The 19,603-nt window shown below is 52.5% G+C and carries 16 protein-coding genes; 11 read left to right on the top strand and 5 right to left on the bottom strand.

Going from position 1 to position 19,603, the window contains the following annotated elements; all coding sequences use genetic code 11:
- Together SYN7336_RS17955 and SYN7336_RS17950 are read left to right on the top strand one after the other, a co-directional pair.
- On the top strand, positions 1-1,359 hold the full coding sequence (locus SYN7336_RS17955; protein ID WP_017327322.1) for a DNA double-strand break repair nuclease NurA: 1,359 nt from the start codon (positions 1-3) through the stop codon (positions 1,357-1,359).
- Positions 1,359-2,483, top strand: a complete 1,125-nt coding sequence (locus tag SYN7336_RS17950) for a DNA methyltransferase (protein WP_017327321.1) — start codon at positions 1,359-1,361, stop codon at positions 2,481-2,483. The genes SYN7336_RS17955 and SYN7336_RS17950 overlap by 1 nt, the downstream gene beginning before the upstream one ends.
- 91 nt (positions 2,484-2,574) lie before the next feature.
- On the opposite strand, the gene SYN7336_RS17945 is transcribed toward SYN7336_RS17950, so the two are convergent.
- Positions 2,575-4,329, bottom strand: a complete 1,755-nt coding sequence (locus SYN7336_RS17945) for a peroxidase family protein (protein WP_017327320.1) — start codon at positions 4,327-4,329, stop codon at positions 2,575-2,577.
- Positions 4,330-4,612: 283 nt separating this feature from the next.
- On the opposite strand from SYN7336_RS17945, the gene SYN7336_RS17940 reads away from it, so the two are divergent.
- From SYN7336_RS17940 to SYN7336_RS17905, 9 genes are all read left to right on the top strand, one after another.
- On the top strand, positions 4,613-5,539 hold the full coding sequence (locus SYN7336_RS17940; RefSeq protein ID WP_026101123.1) for a hypothetical protein: 927 nt from the start codon (positions 4,613-4,615) through the stop codon (positions 5,537-5,539).
- Positions 5,532-5,696, top strand: a complete 165-nt coding sequence (locus SYN7336_RS31145; RefSeq protein WP_156820208.1) for a hypothetical protein — start codon at positions 5,532-5,534, stop codon at positions 5,694-5,696. The genes SYN7336_RS17940 and SYN7336_RS31145 overlap by 8 nt, the downstream gene beginning before the upstream one ends.
- Positions 5,697-5,716: 20 nt before the next feature.
- On the top strand, positions 5,717-7,273 hold the full coding sequence (locus SYN7336_RS17935) for an NADH:flavin oxidoreductase (protein WP_017327318.1): 1,557 nt from the start codon (positions 5,717-5,719) through the stop codon (positions 7,271-7,273).
- Between the two features lie 72 nt (positions 7,274-7,345).
- Positions 7,346-8,770 (top strand): c-type cytochrome, encoded by a 1,425-nt coding sequence (locus SYN7336_RS17930; protein WP_017327317.1) that lies wholly within the window; start codon positions 7,346-7,348, stop codon positions 8,768-8,770.
- 87 nt (positions 8,771-8,857) lie between these two features.
- Entirely contained in the window at positions 8,858-10,300 is a 1,443-nt protein-coding gene (locus SYN7336_RS17925) for a hypothetical protein (RefSeq protein ID WP_017327316.1), read from the top strand.
- Positions 10,301-10,357: 57 nt separating this feature from the next.
- Positions 10,358-10,804, top strand: a complete 447-nt coding sequence (locus tag SYN7336_RS17920) for a hypothetical protein (protein ID WP_017327315.1) — start codon at positions 10,358-10,360, stop codon at positions 10,802-10,804.
- A gap of 83 nt (positions 10,805-10,887) precedes the next feature.
- A complete protein-coding gene (locus SYN7336_RS17915) occupies positions 10,888-12,540 on the top strand; it encodes a lipoxygenase family protein (protein ID WP_017327314.1) in 1,653 nt (550 codons plus the stop codon).
- A 16-nt stretch (positions 12,541-12,556) separates the two neighbouring features.
- Positions 12,557-12,982, top strand: a complete 426-nt coding sequence (locus tag SYN7336_RS26585) for an SRPBCC domain-containing protein (RefSeq protein WP_017327313.1) — start codon at positions 12,557-12,559, stop codon at positions 12,980-12,982.
- Positions 12,975-13,991 (top strand): trans-acting enoyl reductase family protein, encoded by a 1,017-nt coding sequence (locus SYN7336_RS17905; protein WP_017327312.1) that lies wholly within the window; start codon positions 12,975-12,977, stop codon positions 13,989-13,991. Before SYN7336_RS26585 ends, SYN7336_RS17905 begins: the two co-directional genes overlap by 8 nt.
- Before the next feature lie 241 nt (positions 13,992-14,232).
- Here SYN7336_RS17905 and SYN7336_RS17900 read toward each other — a convergent pair whose 3' ends face one another.
- From SYN7336_RS17900 to SYN7336_RS17885, 4 genes are read right to left on the bottom strand one after another with little or no spacing between them, the layout of a single operon-like run.
- A complete protein-coding gene (locus SYN7336_RS17900) occupies positions 14,233-15,954 on the bottom strand; it encodes an Hsp70 family protein (protein WP_017327311.1) in 1,722 nt (573 codons plus the stop codon).
- Positions 15,955-16,002: 48 nt separating this feature from the next.
- On the bottom strand, positions 16,003-16,545 hold the full coding sequence (locus SYN7336_RS26580; protein ID WP_038026090.1) for a nucleotide exchange factor GrpE: 543 nt from the start codon (positions 16,543-16,545) through the stop codon (positions 16,003-16,005).
- Between the two features lie 48 nt (positions 16,546-16,593).
- The gene (locus SYN7336_RS17890; RefSeq protein ID WP_026101121.1) at positions 16,594-16,887 is read right to left on the bottom strand and encodes a DnaJ domain-containing protein; all 294 of its coding nucleotides are present in this window, start codon (positions 16,885-16,887) and stop codon (positions 16,594-16,596) included.
- A 36-nt stretch (positions 16,888-16,923) separates the two neighbouring features.
- Positions 16,924-19,449, bottom strand: coding sequence for a tetratricopeptide repeat protein (locus tag SYN7336_RS17885; RefSeq protein WP_017327309.1), 2,526 nt, complete (start codon positions 19,447-19,449; stop codon positions 16,924-16,926).
- Positions 19,450-19,603: the final 154 nt, after the last annotated feature.

Raw genomic sequence — 19,603 nt, 5'->3', positions numbered from 1 at the left:
ATGCCCTACAAAGGAGAATTTGCTGGATATAAGCCACTAGCTCGGATTGCGAATAGCGATCGCGTTCAGAGTATCGTTAGACGGTGTAAGAAACGGGTGTCAGATGGAGAACAGGTAGATGTAAAACCACTCATTGCCGACGTAAAGCCGAGCGGATGGTTACCCGATCTTCTCCTTGCCGTAGACGGTAGCTATCACCAACTACCTGTTGAGAATGGATATCCAGGGGCCGAACTAGCCTACATTACGGTTGCTTCAGTTATTTTAGACGTCAAGAAGCAGCGCGAACTAGACCGGAGCCGTCCAGTAAACCCTCTGGCATCGCGCAGAACGGAAGAGCCAGGTAGTATCGACTGCGCGCTTCCTGGTTGCAATGTCGTTGTAGACAGTGAGCCAACACCCAAAGCATCTTTCCGCCGCGTGTTCTTTGAGTCGATCCTTGAAAAGCGCCCGCTTTCAGACGGAGAAACGCTACTTGAAACCTACGAGGCCCTTTTGGCTTATAAACCCAGCGAGCGCCCTCAACAGTGTCCCTATGATGATTGTCCGACTGATGCCACCTATGCTCCTTCATCAGGAGATACCCACTGCAAATGCGAACAACAAAGGATTTGGTACTCCACCGATGCCCTACGCATTCATGAAGGGCTGAATCCAAATGGGTCAAGCGGAGCAATGTTTGCAGAGGCAATGCAGGTCTGGGAGAGGGTGTGGGCTGTTAATTTCCTTCGATGGATAGAGCGTAAACCCCGGCGCTTTCGGCTGCTCAGAAACCTCGGTATCGTTCTGGATGGGCCACTTGCGGTTTTTGGGCATCCTGCTTGGCTCAGTCGCGCCATCTATCAGGAATTGAAGCGGATTAATGGGGCTGCGCGGCAAGTGATTGGCAAGGATCTATTGCTTGTCGGTGTAGAGAAAAGTGGCGCATTCGTAGATCACTACGAAGTTCTGGATGCTCCTGTGAGCCGTGTGAATGGGAAAAGGCGCTTCGAGCCTCAGACGGCAGTACTCCTCACAAATGAATACATCCGAAATCATATAGCGCTCGGCGACAAGCCGTTTGGTCAGGACACGTATTTCGGACGCAAGCTCTTCTACAAAACGGCCTCAGGCGCTCGAATCGTTGCCTCGCTTCCCTTCCTGACAGATGCGTCGCGGGATTTATCACGCAGGGATCCAAGTCATTTCCCGCGCCTTGCCGATGCCATGAGTCTTCTCGACGCAACGTTCTCGGCTCGCTTTCCCAATGCGGTCTCTCCACTTATCTCCGCTCATGCCGAGGCTGCGATTCCACTTAACCTAGGCAGAGAAGTACTTGAGCAACTCGCTAAGAGTCTCATGGCGGAAGAGGAAACTTGATGGAGGTCAATATTGATATTCCAAAACGCCGACCGCGTAAATTTCAGACAGCCATAGACCGCTGGGCCGGAGTCGGTCCTTACTACGCGATGTTTCCGCTGGACTTCGCATATGATGTAATCGAAACTTATACGCAGCCTGGTGACCGCATTCTCGATCCATTTGTGGGTCGAGGGTCCAGTATATTCGCCGCTGCAGCAAAGGGACGCACTGGATGCGGGATTGAAATCAACCCCGTGGGGTGGCTATATAGCTCAGTCAAGCTTCATCCAGCAACTCAAGCACGAGTCCTTAAGCGTCTGCGCGAGATCGAATTCGAGAGAATAGATATAGGGCGAGCAAACTTACCTACATTCTTCGAGTGGGCCTATTCCCCTGCCGTGTTGCGCTTCTTACTGGCTGCTCGCGAGAGTCTGCGATGGAGAGCTCGTGAGAGCAAGGTAGATCGCACGTTAATGGCGTTTATCCTTGTTTCCCTCCACGGTAGGCGTTCTTCATCACTATCGAATCAGATGCGGGATAGTAAAGCGATGGCTCCTGATTATTCTGTGCGGTGGTGGGCTGAGCGCGGAATGGGACCACCTGATGTGGATCCAGTTGCTTTTTTAGAGCAGCGGATCGTTTGGCGATACAAGAAGGGCAGACCAGAACTTGTGGGAGATGTTCTGCTTGGAGACAGTGTTCGTCTGCTCAGTTCGAATTACCAGTGGCGAGCAATTACAGAACCCTTCGATCTCTTGTTCACATCGCCACCCTATTATGGTGTCACCAATTACCATTGCGACCAATGGCTACGACTATGGATGCTTGGTCAGCGCCCCTCGCCAAAACGTCGAGGGGGTAGATGGCAGAGGAAATTCGAGTCGCAGTCAGACTACCGCGAACTTCTGGCTAGCGTGTTCGGTGGAGCAGCCAAGCGCATGAGCGATGATTCTATGGTTATAGTCCGTACTGATGCCCGTAAGTTTACGCTCTCTGCCACTATCGAAGCACTGCAGATAGCCTTTCCGTATAAAGAGCTGCGAGAAGAAAAACGCCCAGTGAAAGGCCAGACCCAGACAGCCTTATATGGCGACACATCGAAGAAACCAGGAGAAGTAGACCTCGTTATGACTCCTAAATGATTCCGTGTCATCAAATAACCTTGTTCACTCCAAAAAATGCATATCCCTCTCCTTAAGGAAAGAAGAGGGTGGTAAATCTTTGCTGTTGAGATTACGCAGCCCGCTTCCAGGGGGCGAAGGCATTCTCCACCCCTTCAAGACAGGGGGCGAGGGCCGGATAGTGGCGCTCGAGCACGTCCAGCATACTGGTCTTATCGATCCACTCCAATCCCAACTGGGTGTAGACCTCCGCCGTGTAGTCTTTGGTGAAGAAGCGATCGCTCTTCAAGCGGCGCGACGCCATCAAAATAAAGATGCGAAAGGCAGTGTCGCTGAAGCCAAAGCCATCCGGCAGATCTTCCGCAAACATGCCCACCATCAGATCGATGCTATCGATGTCGTTGTTGTACAACTCCTTAAGCTCGCTGGCCCAAGTGGGATTGCTGGTGATTTCATCAAAGGATTTCACTTTGCCGCGACCCAGTAACTCGCGGAAGCGGTTGTATCGCGGTACGCCGCGCTCGCGATCGCGCAAAATATCGACTGCAGCCAGGTCGAACACTTCGCCATTATCCTTCGCGAACTGCTGCAAAAACTTGGGATAGTTGTGCAGAGTGATGGCTCCCGGATAGGCAGTACCAAACGAGTAAAACAGATCGTCCATGCCCACCTGTTCCACCACAGCTCGAGCACGATTGCCGGAGATCTCGAAAAAGTTTTTTTGGAGGACAGTACGATCGCCATCTAAAGAACGGAAATCATAGTCATCGGGAATCAAGGGGTGCAGGCGATAAACGGAGACAAACTCCTCAGTCAAGTAATAAGGGGCACCGAATTGGTCGGTGGAGGAACCGATAATGCCGCTGAGGGCCTCGCTATCGCCAATGCGGCCGATGAAGTTTTTGAATTTTTGACCGAGCAATCCATACCAGTTGGCATTCAAAGCTGCCACAGTGGCTGGATGCGGCAAAATGGCCGGAGTCCATTCGACAGTGTGGATCTTGGCCATCAGGGCAGCATTAATCAGGCGAGCTTTGTCGAACAGCTCGTCGTCGCTCATGTTGGAATATTTCTGCTTGAGGCGATCGCAAATGGTATTGTGCTCTTTGACAAACAGCGTGTGCAAAAGGCTCAGACCGATCCAGTAGTTGTCATTAAACCCGGTCGAATCGATGCCCAGCTCGGGATCGAGCGGCAGCAGGCCATTGTCCTCGATCGTTAGCTTGCCATCCACGTGGGAGCGCAGTTTTTCAACCGTCTCGCGATCGCTGCCGTAGATTTGGGAACCATCCCACCAGTGGGTCACTTCATTGATAAAGCTGGGCGGGTTCGAAGTGTCGTTCGGATCTCGGGATTCATCTTCTAAGGTTTTCTTAATTGCAAGGGGCCGATGCTCCTGCGGCCACGGATCGTCTTCCTCCAAAGGAATTTCGACTTTATTATTGGGCTGGTTGTCGCCGTGGGACATCCAATCGTGGTTTTGAAACTGAATCCACGGGGCAGCCAGTAAGTTGACAATGGTTGCCGGCACAAACTCCTCTCGCGTCATCAGCTTGCGGCTCAACACGCGCGGATTGGGGGTCAGCAGCTTGTCTTTATCGGGAAACGCATCGGCCAGCGGTACGTTGCGACCGAAGCGCGTTCCTGCCATGCCCATTTCTGGACTGTCTGGATCGTTGTAACTGCCATCGGGCGTGCGGGCCTTTAAATGCCCCTTGCCATTCGTCGCCGCAGGCTTGGGGAGTTTGTCGCGATCGGGAAACTGAGAGGTGTCGTGTAAGTTGTCTCGACGCAAATTATTGCGAAACTCTCGTAACTTCAGCAGAGCAAACAAAAGTGGCTGTTGGTGCCAGGGGCGTTTAGCCATAATTAAAAATCATCCTAGAGCGCAACCGAGATGAAGCAGAATCTAAAAACGAATCAACCAAAGATGCGATCGAGTCAATGCCAATAACTCGATCTGGGCAACCTTCAATGACTTGATCGGTTTGTGGGTCAATGATATCCTACAAATATTGTGAAAACTGACCTGCAGTTTACAAAACTTTTGCAGATTAAGCTTTAGTCATTGCTTGGCAATGCAGGAGGGCCTTACCAACTGTAAAGACTTTTTTAGTAAGATTTCAAGAACCTTAAAATAAAAGAAAATTATGTCCGGCCTTCTAGAAAGAATGCAGCAATATCTGCAGAATCCGGTGCAATTCGATCCTCTGCCCTCGGACTATCAGTCGTGGAGTGCGCAGAAGAAACAAGAATTTTTGTGGCAGGAGAGGATTCTTCCGTCTCAGTATTCTTCCTTGCCTCCATTGGAAAAAATTGACATTCCCGGTCTGTTTTTCACGGCGTTGAGCAAGAAAATGGACCTGCAGGCGGATGAAGCCCCCAAAAACTGGAAAAAGGCAATTCACGCCCACGGTGCTGTTGCTAAAGTTAAGTTTGTGGCCGCCAGTGGGAATCCTTTTACCGGTGTCTTTTCAGGAGCAGACTACGGCTTAATCAGACTCTCCGTCACGCGCGATCCGTCCGATCGCCCCTTTGCCCCGGGCCTAGCCCTCAAGCTGTTTGTGGATCGCAAGCACTCGGAAAACTTTTCCGCGCTGGTGTCGCTGACCGGTCAAGGGGATAACCACAATATCTTGGCGAATGAATTCTCCACCATTGTTCCAGTTGTGAATGAGATTGGTCCTCGACTGATCAACCTCATTTTTAGAAGGGTGACCCGCTATCCTACCAAGTTATACGTCCGAGATCTGGCGGAGGTCGATCGCTTTGGACAAACGGTTGCTCAGCCGATCTATCCCAGAGAACTCTTTCTCGTGCCCAACCCCGCGATCGCCTTTCCAAAAGAATCCGGTCGAGACTTTAGAAACGACTTGGCAACCCTCGCCCCCGATACGCTGTTATTTACCGTGCATGCTGTCGATCCGCGAGAGGTAGGTGACAGCGAAGGAAACTCAGACGAGTATCGCAACAAGGCAAAACCCATTGGAGAGTTGCTCTCGACTTCAAAATTCGTATCTTCATTTTATGGAGACTATCGGCTATTCTTCCGCCATCAACGTTTCAAAGATGAATAAACGGCAATCTCCAAATCGCACCCTATTGTCAGTGAGGTGGTCCGATCGCTATTTCTTTATACTGGAGCGAGCTGAGGCGGTCTCGGCGATCGCCTGCCATATCGCAATTTTAGAGACTTCTGGAGGTCAGTACGGACCGCAATCCTTACCGTTTTAATTGAATAAGGATAACGAATGATGAGCAACAGCAAGACTGTTTTGGATCCGATTGAGTTTCGCCATCTTACGGTTAAAAATCGTGTCTTTCGCTCCAGCGTAACGGGTCGATGGGATAACTACGACGGCTCGGGGAACCAAGCTCGCGTCAATTGGGAAAACAAATTTGCCAAAGGGGGCGTGGGGGCGATTATCTCTTCCTACGTCCCCGTTTCGATCGAAGGTCGCATTACCCCCCAGGTGTCTACGATTCACGCAGATCGCTTGATTCCCTTCTGGAAGACAATTGGCGAAACCGTCCGCCAACACGGTTGCAAATACATCATTCAACTCAGTCACTCGGGTCGCCAGCGCGACATTGAAGGTGTGGAGAATACCACCATCGATCCCAGATCGAAAGCCATTCAGCCCAAACCTGCCCCCAGCACGACCGGGCAGGCGGATCAGATTAATGGGTTGCCAGCCAATCTGATGAGCTTGGCTGAGGTAGAGAACATTGTGCGGGACTTTGCCAGTGCTGCAGGGCGCGCGAAAGAGGCAGGGCTGGATGGGATCGAGTTACACAGCTCCCACGGCTATTTGATCAACCAGTTTCTCAGTGCCGGCATCAACCGCCGCACCGATAAATACGGCGGCGACCTCAAGGGTCGCTATCAGTTCCTCAAAGAAATTGTTGGGGCCGTTCGCAATGTGGTGGGTTCCGACTTCCACTTTCAAGCCAAAATCAGCATCCGCGAATACAACAACATTATTCCCCCCTGGGGGCATGCTGGAAACTCCGTCGATGACAGCCTGCAGATCTGTCAATGGCTGGAAGAAGACGGCATCGATGCCATTCACGTCTCCCGAGGCAGCACTTTCCCCCATCCACTCTTGCCCTCCGGTCCCTTTCCGTTCGAGATGCTGCGCTACACCTACGACACCATGGTTTCCAGTGGGGGATTCGCCAGCTTCCGCAACTTCCTTCTCTTCCGCTACAGGTTCCTGCGCCCCCTGTTTCAACTGCTGTGGAATCGCTTGCCGAAGAAAGTGGGAAGCAAATACAAACAGCCCTTCAGCGGCAACGAGATTACATCTGACATGCTGGATAAGTTTTTCCAAGAACATGTCTCGGCAGAGGAAGTCAATGCCCTGCTGCAGCGCCACCAGGGGACGGTGTTGCGAGATGCCAAAGCGGTCAAAGAAGTGTTGCAGGAAATTCCCATCATCACTACGGGCGGTTTCCAGCAGGCTTCCTTCATCAACAAAGCCATTCAGGAGGGATACACCGATGCCGTCAGCATGGCCCGCATGTTGGTGGCCAATAACGATCTGGTGAACAACTATTTCGCCAAAGGTCTAGACATTTCCGATCGCCCCTGCACCTACTGCAATGAATGCCTCGGGGCCTATCTGGAATTGCCGGTTGGCTGCCACACCATCGATCGCTTCTATCAGCGTTCTGTGCAAGGACTGAGCCAAGCAGATGCTTGCGAAGCCGCCCAGGAGGCATTAAAGGCCAAAAACGACGAGGTCATGTCAGTGTTCGAGCCCACGGCAAAAGTGTTCGTTCCCAGCCATGCGGATGGGGGGGACTGAGCCGGTTTGTATCTCTAAAACGGATGGACTCACTAGCCATCAGCCTATTCAGACCCCATTGAGGACACCACCTTGCGCAAAATCGGACTCATCATCGGTGCAGTTGCGATCGCCGCCATCCTATACCTCGCCTCGCCGTTTTTATTGGGTAACGGCCCCGTCAAATACGCCGACATTGACGAACATTTTAAATACGGTTCCATCGGCAGCGAAGCGGCGAATGGCATTCCCTACTGGATCTGGAAGGCGATGCCTGCTGTGTTTGCTGACAAACTCCCTGGAGAAGGCTACGAATCCCTCGGTTTTTTATACGAAGAGGGGCACGATCTGCCCATCGGATTTTCCGAGCGCAAGATTACTGGCATCAACCGGGTGGGTCTCAACTGCGCCGTTTGTCATGTGGGCACGGTACGAGACTCTGCGGAGAGTGCTCCCCAACTCATCTCCACCATGCCGGCAAATAATTTGTATTTGCAGGGCTATATTCGGTTTATTTCCGAAGCTGCTCTAGACCCCCGTTTCACAGCGCGAGAAATCATGCCCTATATCGAGGCGATGGGCGCGGATCTGCATCCGGTGCAGAAGTTGCTCTACCGCTATCTCGCCATTCCTCAAACTCGGGATGCGCTGATTTTGCAGGGCAGCCGTTTGAGCTTTTTGAATCGACAACCGGAATGGGGACCGGGTCGGGTGGATACCTTCAGCCCTTATAAGGCGCTCCAGTTCAATTTCCCAATGGATAAGCTGGACGATCGCGAAATTATCGGTACCTCCGACTATCCCCCCATTTGGCACCAGAAACCCCGCGAAGGCTTGCAGTTGCACTGGGATGGCAACAATACCTCAGTAGACGAGCGCAACTTGAGTGCAGCATTGGGGGCTGGCGTTACCCCCACCACCGTCGATCGCGAGGGGATTGGACGGGTGGCAGACTGGCTGTGGGAGCTGTTACCCCCCAAATATCCCTACGAAATCGATGCAGAACTCGCGGCGGCGGGCAAGCCCTTGTTCGAGCAAAACTGCGCCAAGTGCCACGTATTTGGTGGCGAATATGTGGGTACCGTCAACGACATTGGCGAAATTGGCACCGATCGCCACCGACTCGATTCCTACACCTACGAATTGATGTCCAACCAGAACACCCTGTATGCGGGCTATCCCGATCGGTTCAAGTCCTTCCGTAAAACCCACGGCTACGCCAATATGCCGCTAGATGGGGTATGGCTGCGAGCTCCCTATCTGCATAACGGCTCTGTGCCGACGCTGCGGGATTTGTTGGAGAAGCCAGAGAATCGTCCCGCTGTCTACTATCGAGGCAACGACGTTATCGATCGCAACAAACTGGGGTTTGTCTCCACTGTACCGGCAGCAAATGGCAAGACTTTCTTCGAATACGACACGTCAAAACCGGGTAACAGTAACAGCGGTCACCTGTACGGCACCGATCTGTCGCCACAGGAGAAAGATGCTCTCGTGGAATATATGAAAGGACTTTAATTATGAAAGGACTTTAATTATGAAAGGACTTTAATCAAAGGACTGTAGGCGATCGCGCCTAGCTAGGTAATGAGAGGAGATCGGGTTATGGCTATTTTTAGCGGCAAATTCGGTAAAAACTTGACGGCGATCGGTTTGGTGGTGGTTTTATTCCTCGGCACATTAGTGGGGGTTGGGTGGTTTAAATTTCTGCGGGAAGTGCCCACCTTTTACGCATCTCCAGAACAACATTTCAACTATGGATCGATTGGGGCAGAAGCTCGCGATGGTATGCCCTACTGGATGTGGTTGGTGTTGCCCCGCTTGTTCCCCGAATATTTGCCCGGACCGGGGGGCTATGCCTCTTTAGGCATTTCTTGGGAGCCAGGGGAAGAACTGCCGATTGGGTTTTCCAAAAAAGTGATTGGCTTTCCCCGTCAGGGCATTACCTGTGCCGTCTGCCACACCGCCACCTACCGTAACAGCCCCGAGGAAAATCCCACTTTTGTCTACACTGGTCCCTCCAGCCGATTTAACCTGCAGGGATACATCAATTTCCTGAGGAGTTCCGCGCGCGATCCCCGCTTTAATGCCGATTACATTTTGAATAGCAGCAACGGTATTTCCTATGTGGCTGGCCTGTCTTGGCTGGACAAGCAACTCTATCGATTCCTGATTATTCCCATCACCAAAACTATTCTGTTGAACTTCGACGAATCCTTCTCCTGGATGGATGTTCGCCCCGATCAAGGCCCCGGTCGCATTGCCCCCTTTAACCCAGTCAAATTCAGAATTTTAGGGTTGCCGATAGATGACACCATTGGTAACTCCGACATGATGCCGCTGTGGAACGAGCAGCAGCACGAAGGGTTTGCCCTCCATTGGGATGGATTGGAAACGTCGCTGACGGAAACCGCTTTAGAAGGGGCACTCGGGGATGGTGCCACCCAAAAATCTCTCGATGTGGAGGGAATAGCGCGGGTGGAAGACTATATTCGCAAGGTTCCGCCCCCAGCATATCCCTATGCGATCGATACCCAATTGGCAGAGACAGGTAGCTTAATCTTTGAGAATTCCTGTGCCAGTTGTCATGCATTTGGCGGCGAGCGCACCGGCACGGTGATTCCAGTTGAGGAAATTGGCACCGATCGCCACCGACTAGATATGTGGACGCAAGAGGCGGTAGACGCTTACAAGGCCTATTCCGAGGGATATGACTGGGAGTTTACAGAAATTCGCAAGACCAATGGCTACGTGAGTGTTGCGTTAGACGGCTTGTGGTTGCGGTCTCCCTACCTGCACAACGGTTCCGTTCCCTCGCTGGTGGATTTGTTTGAAAGCCCCGAGAATCGTCCCACCGAGTTCTATCGCGGTTACGATGTTTACGATCCCGTCAAGATGGGATTTATCTCCACCGGACCCGAGGCTGAAAAAGCTGGATTTCGATACGACACCAGTCTGCCTGCCAATAGCAATCAGGGGCACGTTTATGGGACAGATTTATCGACTCAGGATAAAACGGCGCTGATCGAATACCTCAAAATGCTGTAGGGGTTTGCTTATCAGCGATCGCGATCGAGAAGCAGTTTCACTTAGGAGTATGGCTTCATGACTGCAAGTTCTAGTTCGGAAAAGATTACCAATCCCTATGCCATTTGGTTTGGTCGAGTGGTGTGGCTTGGCATTATAGCCAATATGTTCTTTGTCATTCCACTGTTTTTCTTTCCGGAGTTTTTGCTGTCGCTGCTGCACATGCAAATTCCAGACCCAATTATCTGGGTGCGGGGTTCTGGCCTGCTACTATTAGAAATCAGCATCCTATATATCCCGGGAGCCCTCGATCCATACCGCTACGAAGCTACTGCCTGGATGTCGGTTTTTGTGACTCGTGGCGGTGGCGCGTCATTCTTCCTAATTGCAGTTCTCTTCTTCGGACAACAATTGGGATTCCTCAGCATTGCAGTCGTCGATTCATTCTTTGGCATTATTGAAGGGATTTTGCTGTATATGGCTATGCAAGATCGACCTCAAACAATCGCAACTGCCGGTTCCTAAGAGAGGAGAATTATCGTTTTAGTTATTTCTTTCTCTTCCCTAGCTTTACTTTTATTGCTTGTCAATCTTTCGAGGAAGTTATCGTGAATACTGCTGTCAGACCTTCATTGCCACAAAAGGATCCTAACTCCAACAAGCGCAATGATTATTTAGAGCGCAACCGAGAGGATTATCAATTCGATCGCAGCCTATTACCCCCTCTCCCCTTCATGCAGAAGGTTCCAAAACGGGAATATTTTTCACCCGAATATACCGCGAAACGGCTCGCCAGTATGGCTAACCTGCCTGCTAATATGCTAGCTGCTAAAGCTAAGCGCTTTCTCGATCCCCTCGATAGCCTGGAAGAATACGAGGAGCTGATTCCTCTGCTATCTAAACCCAATCTGCTGAAGAACTATCGCACTGACGAATTTTTTGGGGAGCAGCGACTGTCGGGAGCCAACGCCATGGCAACGCGCCGACTGGCAAAACTTCCCAGTGATTTTGCTGTGGATAATGCTCTGTTTCAGCAGGTGTTGGAGACCGATGGAACTCTCGACGCAGCCTTAGCTGAAGGTAGACTTTATTTTCTGGAACATCCCTATCTCAATCGCATCAAAGGAGGGGAATCGGAGTACGGTCGCAAATACATGCCCAAAACGCGATCGCTGTTCTATTGGAAAAGTGACGACTCTCCAGTGGGGGGTGCTCTTTTGCCAGTGGCGATCGAACTCAAAAGCGAAGCCACGAATACCCCGATTGTCTATACTCCCAAAGATGCCCCCCTCGATTGGCTGTTTGCCAAACTCTGCGTCCAAGTCGCCGACGCCAACCATCAAGAATTAGGCTCCCACTTTGCCTTCACCCACACCGCCATGGGGCCGTTTGCCATGGTTACTGCTCGGCAATTGGCTGAAAACCATCCCGTGTCGCTGTTATTAGAACCTCACTTCCAGTTCATGCTGTTTGATAACGATTTGGGGCGGGCACAGTTTCTCAACCCCGGCGGTCCAGTCGATCGCTTTTTGGCTGGAACTCTCGAAGAAACCCTTACTTTTGTGGTCGACACCCTCGATCGTTGGAGTATTGATACCTTTGACTTCCCATCGATTATCGAGCGCCAAAACATGGATGACCCAGAGGTGCTGCCCCACTATCCCTTTAGAGATGACGGCATGTTGATTTGGGATGCTGTGAAGGAATTTATTACCAATTACCTCAGCATCTATTACAAAACCCCTGAGGATATTAGGGAGGACTACGAACTACAAAATTGGGCGAAAGAATTAGCAGCATTTGATAGCGGTCGAGTCAAGGGAATGCCCGAAACTATTGAGTCATTGCAGCAGCTGATCGATATCCTGTCTGTCGTGATTTTCACCTGTGCTCCCCTGCATTCTAACTTGAACTTCACTCAATACGAATACATGATCTTCGTTCCCAATATGCCTTACGCCGCATATCATCCGGTACCAGAGCAGAAGGGGATCGATATGGAAACCATTCTGAAGTTTCTACCCCCCTACAAACAAGCGGCCGATCAAGTGTATTGGACGATGGTCTTGACCTCTTACCATCACGACAAGCTAGGCTTTTACGAAGATGATTTTGCCGATCCTCTAGCCCAAGATGCCCTCGTTCAATTCCAGCAAAACCTAGCGGATATCGAACGCAAGATCGAGATTGAAAATCAACATCGTCCGGTCCCCTATCAGTATTTCTTGCCATCTGAAATTATTAACAGCATTAATACTTGATACCCTAGGGGAGAGAATGAAGGAGTATCGCACCGAGATCGCCATCAACGCTTCGGCTGAAAGGGTGTGGAGAGTGCTGACAGATTTCTCGGCATATCCAGAGTGGAATCCTCTTGTTGGCTGGTTGGAGGGAGATCTCCGCCCCGAAGGGAGGATTCAAATGTTCATCAAACCCTTGGATCGTTCCTTCCATGCCACCCTCAAGCGGTTTCAGGAGAATCGAGAGATGACCTGGGTGGGTGTACGGTTTGCCTCTTGGTTCTTGTCAGGCGAGCATTATTATCGCTTGGAGATAACGAGCAGCAACTCAACCCAGCTCCTGCATGGCGAATGTTTCCGAGGCGCGGGCAGCGGATTCATTCGCAAGCCGATGCTGCAAAAGATGGAGGATGCCTTCATCCAGCACAACCAGTTGCTAAAGGAACGGGTCGAAAATGGCTGATGTGCTCATTTATGGTGCCACGGGTTACATGGGGAAGCTGTGTGCTAGGGAGATGGTAAAACAAGGGCTCCGACCCATCTTGGCCGGCCGTCGCGATACCGTTCGGGCCGTTGCGCAGGAATTGGGCTGCCCAGCCTCGGTCTTCAACTTAGAGGATGAGAGTGAAATTGAGCGCCAACTGTCAGGCGTGACTCTGGCGGTCAATCTGGCAGGCCCGTTTCAGCGGACGCAGAAGCCTTTGATCGCAGCCTGTCTGGCTGCCAGATGTCACTATATTGACATTGCGGGCGAAGTCGACGAGATGCGATCGGCATTTACCTTCGGGCCAGAGGCGAAGAGAGCAGGCATTATGCTGATGCCGGGGGCTGGTTTTGGCGTGGTGCCCACCGATATCGCGGCCTATATGGCTAAAGAGCTGCTGCCGAAGGCATCCAAGCTGACGATCCTTTACGCCACAGAAGGGGGAGCTTCGCGCGGCACGCTGAAGACCGTTCTGAAGAATATCAATCAGCCAGGGGTACGGAAGGTTAATGGGGAATGGGTCATTGCGCATCCGGCCGAATCGAGTATGGATTTTGAGGTCGCGGGCAAAACATTTACGGGGGTCTACAATCCCTGGCGCGCTGATTTGTTTACGGCTGGGCTGTCTACAGGCATTGACAACATTCAGACCTACACTGTCTTTCCTGGCTTCATCGTGCAGATGATGCGAGGGCGGCTATTGTGGCTCCGCAATTTAATCTTGAATCAGTTGCTCGGGTTTTTGCCTGAAGGGCCTTCAGAACGGCAATTGCAGCAAGGCAGCACCTATGTCATGGCGATCGCCGCAAACGAGACAGAATCGAGGTCGGTTTCGCTTCGGGGACCGGAAGCCTATTTGTTTACAGCGTTTTGCCTCCGAGAGATAGCGACGAAAATTCTCAACGGGAATTTTGCAGCGGGATTCCAGACGCCGTCCTATTTTGGCAGGGCACTATTGGACAGTCTGGGCACGATCCAATGGGACTGAACGCATTGATGCCGTTGTAGTGCCCCTACCGGCACATCACCAATCGTAAGTTCGGAAACACAGCTCGGGTGGAGGGGCGGCAGCCTGAATAGACAAAAACTCGGGCATTGCTGTGACTCTTTGGAAGGTCGAGGTAGGTGCCATAATAAACATTCACGCTTCCTGCGGGAAACGCCGATAATCCTGTTCGAGAATGTTGACCAGCGATGCTGTATCCGTTGCCAAAATTGGCTCCAAACTATTATTCGGGAGAGGTCTCACGCTCGGCGAGCAGGGTCTTTAATTCTTCTAGCAGTTGCTCCACTCGATCGTCCTCATCCGCCTCCATCGCCTTTTCAACCTTGACGATCGCCGCCTGCAACTTCGCAGCAGCATCCGATTCCAGCCCCTCCAGAGTCCCGTAAGCCTCATCCAGCAGTTCGGCCATTGCCACATCATCCTCATCCAGCTCGAAAAGCGCATCGATCCCGAGTTTGGATTGCTTGAGATCGTGGCTGGACATGCGGCTAGTGGCGGCATTGTTCACCACTAAAGTGTCTTTCTGACCCTTACCCTTTTCAGTCGCCGTCACCGTCAGGATGCCGTTTAAGTCAAAGTCAAAATGCACTTCCACTTGCAGCTCCCCCGCTGGTTTGTTGGGCAAATCTTCCACCATGAACGAGCCTAGGGGCACATTTTCTTTGGCGATCGCGTTCTCCCCCTGAAAGATTTCGATTTCCACCGCTTTCTGGCCGTCTGCCACAGTGGAATACACCTCGGAACGGGAAACGGGGATCACGCTATTGCGCGGAATAATGCTGCTGAATAGCCCCGGCAAGTACCCCATGGGCGTTTCCTCCACCACGGAAATGCCCAGCGAGTGGGGAATCACATCCACCAAAATGGCATCCACCGCTTCGCCGGTCAGCACGCCTGCCTGCAGGGCAGCCCCCAAGGCAACGCACAACTCCGGTTGGATGCTGTCAATCGGGTCTTGGCCCAAATGCTCTGCCACCAATCGCTGTACCAAGGGGATACGGGTGGAGCCCCCCACCAAAATGACGCGATCTAAATCTTCTGCCTTGCACTTGGCGTCTTCTAAAGCGCGATCGATCGCCCCTAGCGTTTCCGAGAGCAACGGCGCAATCAGCTCCTCAAACCGCTCTCGCGAGACCTCGGTTTCTAAGTGAAGCGCCGTCTTGCCCTTACTGGCTAAAAAGGCTTCCCGCACGGTGACAAAAGCATTGCTGCTCAGATCGAGCTTGACTCGCTCTGCCGCCTGCAACAGGCGAGCTTGCGTAGTTGCATCTTCCGGTACTGCCATATTGTGGGTCTGGCGAAACTGGTCGGCCAGGTAAACCTGCAGGCGGCGATCGAAGTCATCCCCTCCCAGGCGATTATTGCCGTGGCTGGCCAAAACCTCTGTAACATCCCCCGCAATTTCCACAATCGACACGTCAAAGGTGCCGCCCCCCAGATCGTATACCAGCACCTGTTCGGTCTCTTCCGCATTCAACTCGTACGTCAGTGCCGCTGCCGTCGGTTCGTTCAGGATCTGCAGCACCTCCAATCCGGCAATCTCTCCGGCATCCTTGGTGGCTTGGCGCTGTGCATCGGTAAAGTAAGCGGGAACTGTAATCACCGCTTGCGCTATCTCTTCTCCCAAGGTCTCTTCAGCTCGCTGTTTGAGAGACTTGAGGATAATGGCGGCAATTTCTTGAGGCAAATACTCGCGATCGCCCAACTTCGAGGTCTGTGCAGTTCCCATCTGCCGCTTGATCGACTTGATCGTGCGTTCGGGGGCAGCGGCATATTGCCGCAAAGCTGTCTGTCCCACCAGCAACTTGCCATTCGCACTCATGCCCACGCAAGAGGGCAAGAGTTCTTCGCCATCCCCATCCGGTATCACCCAGGGCTGGCTGTCCTCCACCACCGCAACGGCGGAATTGGTCGTACCGAGATCGATGCCAACTGCTTTTGCCATGTCGTTAAATTGCTGGATTTGGACTTCTGGACGGGGCAGACAAGCAGGCTAGTTGTCTGCAGAAGCAGATATCGACACAATCACGCGAGCCTCGCGCAAAATGCGATCGTGCCAGCGATAGCCTCGCACCACCTCTTGTAGCACAGTATTCTCGGCAACTGCCTCGCTCTTCTGACGATCTACGGCATACATTGTCTCGGGATCGAATGGCTGTCCCACCACTTCAATCGGGGTTACCTGTCGTTGCTGCAAGACCTCTAGCAGAGTTTGCCGAATCAATTCTGCCCCGTCGCGACCGCTGGCGACAATACTAGCTAAATCCGCAGTTGCCGTCGATGGCGATCGCGGCTGCAGTGCAGGCCAGCGGAGTAGGCGATCGAGCCAGTGTCGCATGACTGTCAGTGGCGATCGGAGCTTAAAAGATTGGGACTGTTGGGTTTCAGGAGGAGCTTGCTCGACAGCAGCAGCCTGCCAGTGCTCGCAGGCGCGATCGAGCTCATCTAAAACCTTAAGGAGATCGACGAACAAGCTTTCCTGTTCGCGACGCAATTGGACCTTTTGAGCGATTATCTCTCGGATAGAGGAGGGCAAGGGTGTTACCGGATAGAAGAAAATTTGAAATTTGGTTTCAATCTTGCATTAGAAGGTGAGTCGTATCAAGTCCTCCAAACTGACCTCTAGCTCGGCGATCGCCCGCTGGCGTATTTGCTCGACCAGTTCGGTATCTATGCTGACCTCAATGGGACGCGGTGCCAAGATATCCAACTGCTGCTGCGGCCCTTTGCGCAGTGCTTCGTAAGCGGCGCGAACGGCCTTGAATTCCTGCGGGTGAGTGTGGGCGGGAAACTCGCGCAGTTTGGCATGATAGGCTCGCTTAATTTCGGCTGGCGTCGCATTGGGGGCAACCCCCAGGCATTCGTAATATTCGTTCATGGAGAATTCCAGGCAATGATGTTATAGGGAGTGAGGTTAAGGCAAAAACCCCCGCTTGCGCTTCTTAGAGCTTTTAGACTTGGACTTGCCGCGCTCGAACGGAATATCTGAGCTTGTCGGTCTCGCATCGAAGTCATCCGGCGGGAAATCTGGATCGCCACCATCATCGAAGCCGAATGCGGGCGGACCATTGGCAAACATCTCCGCCATCTGCGGCAGAATCGCCTCTAGCTCTTCCGGCGAGAGCTTCTGACCCATCATTTGTTCTGCCATCCGCTGAATAATTTTCTCGATATCGAGATCGCCGCTGCCGCCAAACATCGGCAGGTCGGGCATGAAGTCTGTTGCCAGTGCCGTTGCCTGCAGCGCCTCCTCTTCTCGAAACGCCTGCAGGGCAGCAGCATCCTGAAGTTGGCGAGCTAACTCGAAGCCCTCTTCCTTCAATTTTCGGTAAGGTTTGCTGCCCACCCGCCAAGTGGTCGCTTGCGCTAAGAGCAGTAGCGGATTGTGGGCATCTCGATCGAGAGCTGCTTGCAAATACGGTCGCAGGGTTTGAATGCAATCAAACCGGCGGACAATCAATTGCAGTTCGGCCAGTGCGATATCGGGTTGGGGGCTGGAGCTGAGGTATTGTCGCAGTTGGGTTTCCAACTGCTTTAGTTTAGTGCCTTTCATTGCTGCCATGGCCAGATAAACGGGCAGCGCCTCGGGACGTTCGCCTGCTAGGGCTGCAAGGCGATCGAGATACCGATTTTGCAGGGCTGCAATTCCTTTCTGGCGTTTGGCGAATAGATGCAAGCATAAATAAATGGCCTGGAGCGTGGGAATCTGTTCTTCAGGCTCCAGGTCATTTAGCAGGGCATCCCATTCCGAGGCAGCTTCTGTCTGGTTGATTGGGGCGCGATCGCTCTCCCCGTCGTAGTCGACGTCCACCGCTTCGCAAAAGATATCGCAGGCCAGCACGGGAGGTTCTTCGGAGTCGCTGCCCAATATTATCGGCTCGAACAGTGAAAGGCGACCTGTCGAGAGGGCTTCTTGCCAAAAGGGCAGGTCGAGGTCGTATTCGGGATTGATATCGCCGAAGTGCTTGCCGAAGCGACGCTGGGCTTCGCGACGGGCTTGGCGATCGCCCAATTCGTCCCAGCACTTCAGCAAAGCAACGTATACTTCTTCAAACCGGCAACCGCCTTCCAGCGCTCGAGTCAGCAGGGGCGCGGCTTCGGCAAATTTACCTTCTGCCTTAGCCTTCAATCCTTTGCGACCCATCACTTCCGGGGAATCGGGACAGAGTTTCTCCGCCTGCCGCAAGGCTTGAAATGCCTTGTGATACTTGCCCGTAGCCATCAAATTATCGGCAACCCAGCACTGCAGTTTGGCCAAAGTAGGGTTGAGGCGACTCTCGGGCCAATCTTGGGACTGCTGTTTTGCTTGTGCCTTCAGCCACTGCTCGAACTGCTTCAACAAACGCAGGCTGTTCGAGTGAGAGTCATTGCCTTGCTGTACCTGATAGAGATTGGTAGCCAGTTGCGGATCGAAGGGGGGGTCGCTGATGATTTTTTCCCAGAAGAACTCTGCATCCTCAAACTTGCCCTGTTGTAAAGCCAGTTGCCCTGCCTGCAGCATGAACGGGTGAAACAGAGTCTTCAGTTCGGGAAATTGAGGGGGAAGCGAAGCTAATGCCGTACAAGCGTGGGCTGCCTCCAGTGTTTTTCCAGCTTCCAACAGGTTGGCCACTTCCGCGACGAGGGCGGGCTCGAAGGCGGGACTCGACTGGTCGGACATCGGATCGAGCACTTCCAAGACCGAGCGCCTCGTCTGAACGACCTGCAAAATCCGCAATTGCTGAATGGCAGGTTTCTTGCTCAGCGGATCGCCGAAGCGCTTTAAAAAAAGCATAGAAGACTGCAGGCGTAAGGATGCCGCCGCTGCGTCCCAATCCTCCATTTGCTGCTGCGTATAGGCAATCCAGACTGTGGGGCTATCTTCAGGCGTGGCAGGTCGCTTCATTTTGCCGAAGTGGCTCAGAGCTTCCCGGTGCTGCCCGGCTTGCAAAGCTAGTACCCCCCGCGCCCAGTGCAACTGGGGGGCATAAAATCGACCGGATTGCTTTTCGATCGGGGTTTGAACGGTTGCTGCCCCTCCTTGTAAGAGCAGCAGTTTGAGGTAGCAGCCGCAATAGTCCTTCGGCAATTGCTTGCTCTCAAATGCTGTCTGCAGGCAATCGAGGGCCTCTTGCGATCGCTCCAAAGCCAGCAAACACTTCGTCAGCCAGTAATGCCCTTCGCCCGCTAGTCCCAAATCGAGTGCTTGGCGAAAAGAACTCTCCGCTTGCCGGTAATTCGCGCGGGAAAATTCCTGCTGGCCTCGCAGCAGCCAGATCTCAGCTTCAGACGGTTCGATCTCGACATCGGGATAGGATTGCCGGATTTGCTGATATTTCTCTAACGCCTGTCGATACTTCTGCTGCTGGACAAGGGTTTGCAGCTTTTTTAGCTGAACTTCGGGAGATGCCGATCTCCCCGACTCCGGTATGGGTTTGCGGCGGGCCCGACGTTTTGACAAAACCTCTCCTCAGTTGACGCTTGCTGAATCTATCTGAATTGCCTTTGTTGTAGCACTTCTAGGGAGAGAGGCTATCGATGTTAGGAGAACTTACGGGTTGCTTCATTTTGGTTTGCGATAGCGTAACACTTCGAGTAAAGGTCAGATCTCACAA

The organism is Synechococcus sp. PCC 7336 (assembly GCF_000332275.1).
Classification (GTDB): Bacteria; Cyanobacteriota; Cyanobacteriia; order Thermostichales; family PCC-7336; genus PCC-7336.
This window is presented reverse-complemented; position numbering and strand designations above follow the sequence as displayed.